This is a genomic window from uncultured Catenibacterium sp. (assembly GCF_900540665.1).
In the GTDB taxonomy this organism is placed as follows: domain Bacteria; phylum Bacillota_I; class Bacilli_A; order Erysipelotrichales; family Coprobacillaceae; genus Catenibacterium.
In genome coordinates this window covers 1-5,144 of the sequence record NZ_UQGV01000107.1, presented here as the reverse complement: position 1 = coordinate 5,144, position 5,144 = coordinate 1, and the positions used below count along the sequence as shown (strand labels likewise).

Sequence of the window (5,144 nt, the reverse complement as noted above, 5' to 3'; positions counted from 1 at the left end):
GCGCAGAAATAATGATTAATTACAATATTAACATTGTTTCTTGTCTACTCTATTATCTGAAACCATATTGAGTTAATTACCCATTACAGCATCTTTTAATAATGCATGTATTTTTATTTTATATGATATATAAAGCAGTACTGCTGCACCAGTCCATGCGAGTACTTCTGCAAGATAAATACCATTCTGACCTAAGAATATAGGGAAGATGAGGGCAACACTTATACGAATAACGAGTTCCACAATACCTGATACCATTGGTATAAATGTATTTTCCATTCCCTGCAAGGCACTTCTATATGAATGAAGCATATAAAGAATTGGTAGACATACTGCCATAATGAAGAGATACTTATAAGAAATAGTAAGTACCTTATTAATCTGATCTGGTGTACCTGAAATAAAGAGTAATAAGATATGCTTACCAAATAGAACCATTGAACCACCAATAATCACTGAAGTACAGAATGATAAGAAGGCGGCCTGTGCCACACCTTTTTTAATACGTTCATACTGCTTAGCACCAAGGTTCTGGCTATTGAATGTTGTAATAGCATAACCAAATGAAATAGCAGCTACTTCTAATAAACCATATAACTTATTTGTGGCAGTAAATCCTGCGATAAATAGGAATCCGAAACGATTGACTACTGACTGTACCATAATACCACCAATAGAAATAATGAGGTTCTGGAAAGCAAGAGGTGAACCTAACTGTAATAAGTTCTTGATAATCTTCTTTTCAAACTTAAATTTTGTGGGTTCTAACTTGAATGGTAATTCCTTCTTCAACATATAGAGACAGAATATTGCAGTTAAGAACTGCGCTAATAATGTCGCAATCGCAGCACCTGCAATATCCCATTTAAATACCACTACAAATAATAAATCTAAGCAGATATTTGTGATTGCTCCACCAATCATTGCGAGTAATGGTGTACGGCTATCACCTAAAGAACGCAATATACTAGAAAAACAGTTATAAAACATTGTGATCGTCAAACCACCGGACATGATTCTTAAATATGTGATAGAACCTTGAATAACGTTAGATGGTGTATTTAATAGCTTTAATAATGGAACGATAGATAATTCTGCAACAATGGTTGTAAAGATAGAAAAGAAAGCACATAAAAAGAAAATCATATACATAGATCTTTTCATATTTCCATAATCTTCTGCCCCAAATGTACGTGAGATACGAATAGAAAAGCCTTGAGTAAAGCCCATTACTATTCCTAGAATCGCCCAGTTAATCCAGTCTGCAGCACCTAGACTTGCCAAGGCATTAACACCTAAGAACTGTCCTACAATCATTGTATCTACCATTGTATATAATTGCTGCAAGATATTACCTAACATAAGTGGTAATGCGAACAAGAATATAAGATTTAATGGTTTCCCTTTAGTCATGTTCTTCATGTTTATTTCCCTCCACACAATGCGACTATCATACCATATTATTTATGGATAACTCTAGAGGAAATTTTCAATAATTAAGAAAGTATTAATAATTGATAGGAATGTAAATGATATAATGATACATAAGAGGGGATATTTATGAATATATTAGTTGTAGATGATGAAAAAGAGATTACAGATTTAATACAAATCTATTTAGAAAATGAAAATTTTACTGTATATAAGTACTATTCTAGTCAGGATGTATTAAGAGATATTGATGATTTAAAGATTGATTTAGCTATCTTAGATGTGATGATGCCTGATATGGATGGTTTTTCTTTATGCAATACAATAAGAAGAAAGTATAAGTTTCCTATTATCTTTGTGACGGCTAAGGTAGAGGATATTGATAAGATCAATGGTTTGAGTATTGGGGCAGATGATTATGTCACAAAACCGTTTCAGCCACTAGAACTTGTTGCAAGAGTGAAAGCACAGTTAAGACGTTATAAGAACTATAATGAAAAAGAAGAAAAGAATGAAATAGATTTTAGAGGTATACGTATTAATAAGGATACAAGAGAATTCTATTTTAATGAAAAGAAGATAGAACTTACTAAAACGGAATTTGCGATACTATGGGAATTATGTCTTCATAAAGGAAATGTTGTAAAGAGTGATGACTTATTTTTAAAGGTCTGGGGAGAAGATTATTATAAGAGAGATAATAATACAATCATGGTGCATATTAGACACTTACGTGAAAAGATGCATGATGGTGGAAGAAATCCTAAGTATATAAAGAAAGTCTATGGAGTAGGCTATAAGATTGAAAAGTAAAGGATGGATAATATGGAAACTAATACGATATTAAAAAAGATTTATAAACGTACAATACTACAATATATAGCTTATACAGTAGGACTGTTAATTGTTTTTGTATTGGCAGTCTATCTAGCTGCTTTTTTTGATTTTCAATGGGTATATGATTTTGATTCTAATATTTATATGTTTCTAGCGTTCTTTTATAATATTGTAAAGAATCCACTCTCGCTTCTGTTGTTTTTATTGATCTGTACATTGTTTACTTTTGCGTTTATGATTTATCATCTTTATAAACAGACATCCTATTATATGGATGCATTGACTCATGCGTCTCATGAATTGATAGATAAGAGTGTAGACTATATCACATTACCAGAAGAACTTTATGATATAGAAAGACGATTTAATGAACTAAAGAGTGAATCAATAAAGAATGAGAGACTTGCAAGAGAGAATGAACAGAAGAAGGATGAACTCATTGTTTATTTAGCTCATGATATTAAAACACCATTGACTTCTATGATTGGTTACTTATCTTTATTAGATGAAATTAAAGATATGCCTGATACTCAAAGAGAGAAGTATATTAATGTTGCATTAGATAAATCTTATCGCTTAGAAGATCTCATTAATGAATTATTTGAAGTAGCTCGTTATAATTCAGAAAAGATTATTCTAGAAAAAGAAGATTTAGATATCCGTCTCATGCTCGAACAAATCATTGATGATTTCTATCCTGTCTTAGTAGAACAGGAAAAGAATATCCATCTTAACCAGGATGAAGATATCACATTATATGGTGATGCGGATAAACTCAGCAGAGTCTTTAGTAATGTGATCAAGAATGCGATTAGCTATAGTAAGGATCATACTGATATCAATATTGATGTTCATAGTACGCATGATGATGTTATTATTAAAGTCATCAATAAAGGGAAAGAGATACCTCAAGAAAAACTAAATCGTATATTTGAGAACTTCTATCGTTTAGACTCAGCACGTACTTCAAGAACAGGTGGAAGTGGTTTAGGACTAGCTATTGCCAAGGAAATAGTAGAACTCCATCATGGTTCTATCTTTGCATCAAGTGATAAAAATGAAACGGTTTTTACAATTACTCTACCTAAAAATTAAGAAGTTCATAAGAATTCTATAAGAATGTATTAAAGAAGCATCTTCACTGTATTGGTAAAATACAAGTAATGAAGATGCTTTTTTAAGGAGATGAAAACATATGAAAAAAATAGTCATTGTGTTACTTTGTGTATTCTCAATTTTTATAGGTTATATTGCATATGATAAAAGTGATGGAGTAAGTGGATTAAGGGAAGGTATTGGTTTAGAAATAAAAGCTCATTCTAATCCTAAACTACGTACTATATTAAATAATAAAAATCAATATCCTGATGCGATGATTCAATCTCTTTATTGTAATGATGAACTCACTGATTTTGTTTATAACTATCCAAGTCGTAAAGGACATGTTTATACAGATACGATTGGTTATGTAAAAAAAGGAAACTATCCTCTCTTACTTCAATATGATCAAAGGTGGGGTTATGGAAAGTATGGCAATAACGTGATTGGAATGAATGGTTGTGGTCCTACAAGTGCGGCTATGATTATTGCAGGACTCACTGGAAAAAATAATATAACCCCTTATGATGTGGCATCTTATGCATATAGTCATGGCTATTATCAAGATGGAACATCGTGGTCTTTCTTTACAGAAGGTATGAAACATTATGGTATTCATGGAATAAATATTCCTCTCTCTTATTCTTCGATGAAAAATGAACTTATGAATAATCGTTCTCTGATATGTAGTATGAGACCAGGAGATTTTACAACTTCAGGGCATCTCATAGTTATTAAAGGGATGAAACACGGTATGTTCATAGTTAATGATCCTAATTCTAGAAAAAGAAGTAATCGTTTATGGAGTTATGATACTCTTTCTAAACAGATTAAAAATGTATGGTCCTTTTCAAGATAGGATTATAATCAATAAAATCGTTGAGTGATTTTTATTGATAATCTGAAGTGATGAGATATGTTTATTACAAGACTAATAAAGACAATAAGATGATTTTTAGCTGATCAAAAATGAGTGATTGTAAGTATGAACATGAAAAGAATGGATAGAAGTCATGTATTTTCTTATACTTATAGAGAGGAGGAATACACATGAAGAGAGTTTTCACTATTCTATTATGTTGTTTGATGGCTTTTGAATTATCAGGATGTGGTCAGTCTAAGGTAGAAGACGCAAAGAAAAATCTGCAGGAAAGCTATGAAAAGTATGGCTTTATAGAAAAAGAAACAGTAGATGTATTAGTTGCAAAATTCAATACTGAAGTAGTAGATCATAGTTCATTTAACGCTGCTTCAACTGATTATTTGACAAAAAAGAATAATCAGTATTGGTATGGGCTTCTTGAAGGTGTTTCTTTAGTTGTTGTACCTGAGAAGTATACGGGAGATCAAGCAAGTGATATTGTAGACTATATGCTTATTTTCGTTAATAAGACAAGTAAATATAATGATGAGGCACTTACATATGCGAAAAAACTCATTAAAGCAAACTACAATAAAGCAACGGATACTGAGATTGATACATTACTAGAAGAAGCAAAAGATAAATCAAGTAGTGGTAAAACAGCATATAATGGAAAAGGTATTTCTGTTGGTTATCTAGATAAGGATGACTATTATCAATATCAGGTATTAAGATTCTATAAATGATAGTTGATTATTGTTTGGATTGTGTTTACAATAAGCCTAGAAGGAGTGTCCTCTGCCCATATCTGGCGGGGGGTGCTCCTGTTTTTTATAATGAGATAAATATTATAATATAGTTGGTAAGCGCCAAATTATATAGTGTACCTAAAAAGGACGATTAAATCACATTTTCG

5 protein-coding genes are annotated in these 5,144 nt (G+C 31.5%); 4 read left to right on the top strand and 1 reads right to left on the bottom strand.

Features of this window, described 5'->3' with window-relative positions; genetic code table 11:
- Positions 1–72 precede the first annotated feature (72 nt).
- A complete protein-coding gene (locus QZQ55_RS10550) occupies positions 73–1,422 on the bottom strand; it encodes an MATE family efflux transporter (protein ID WP_295093142.1) in 1,350 nt (449 codons plus the stop codon).
- Between the two features lie 138 nt (positions 1,423–1,560).
- On the opposite strand from QZQ55_RS10550, the gene QZQ55_RS10545 reads away from it, so the two are divergent.
- The 4 genes from QZQ55_RS10545 (at position 1,561) to QZQ55_RS10530 (ending at position 4,974) form a co-directional block, all read left to right on the top strand.
- On the top strand, positions 1,561–2,244 hold the full coding sequence (locus QZQ55_RS10545) for a response regulator transcription factor (RefSeq protein ID WP_363128276.1): 684 nt from the start codon (positions 1,561–1,563) through the stop codon (positions 2,242–2,244).
- A 12-nt stretch (positions 2,245–2,256) separates the two neighbouring features.
- Entirely contained in the window at positions 2,257–3,363 is a 1,107-nt protein-coding gene (locus tag QZQ55_RS10540) for a cell wall metabolism sensor histidine kinase WalK (RefSeq protein WP_295093140.1), read from the top strand.
- A 100-nt stretch (positions 3,364–3,463) separates the two neighbouring features.
- Positions 3,464–4,225: a C39 family peptidase gene (locus tag QZQ55_RS10535; RefSeq protein ID WP_295093138.1), complete on the top strand. Its 762-nt coding sequence runs from the start codon at positions 3,464–3,466 to the stop codon at positions 4,223–4,225.
- A 191-nt stretch (positions 4,226–4,416) separates the two neighbouring features.
- Positions 4,417–4,974: a lipoprotein gene (locus QZQ55_RS10530; protein WP_295093136.1), complete on the top strand. Its 558-nt coding sequence runs from the start codon at positions 4,417–4,419 to the stop codon at positions 4,972–4,974.
- Positions 4,975–5,144: the final 170 nt, after the last annotated feature.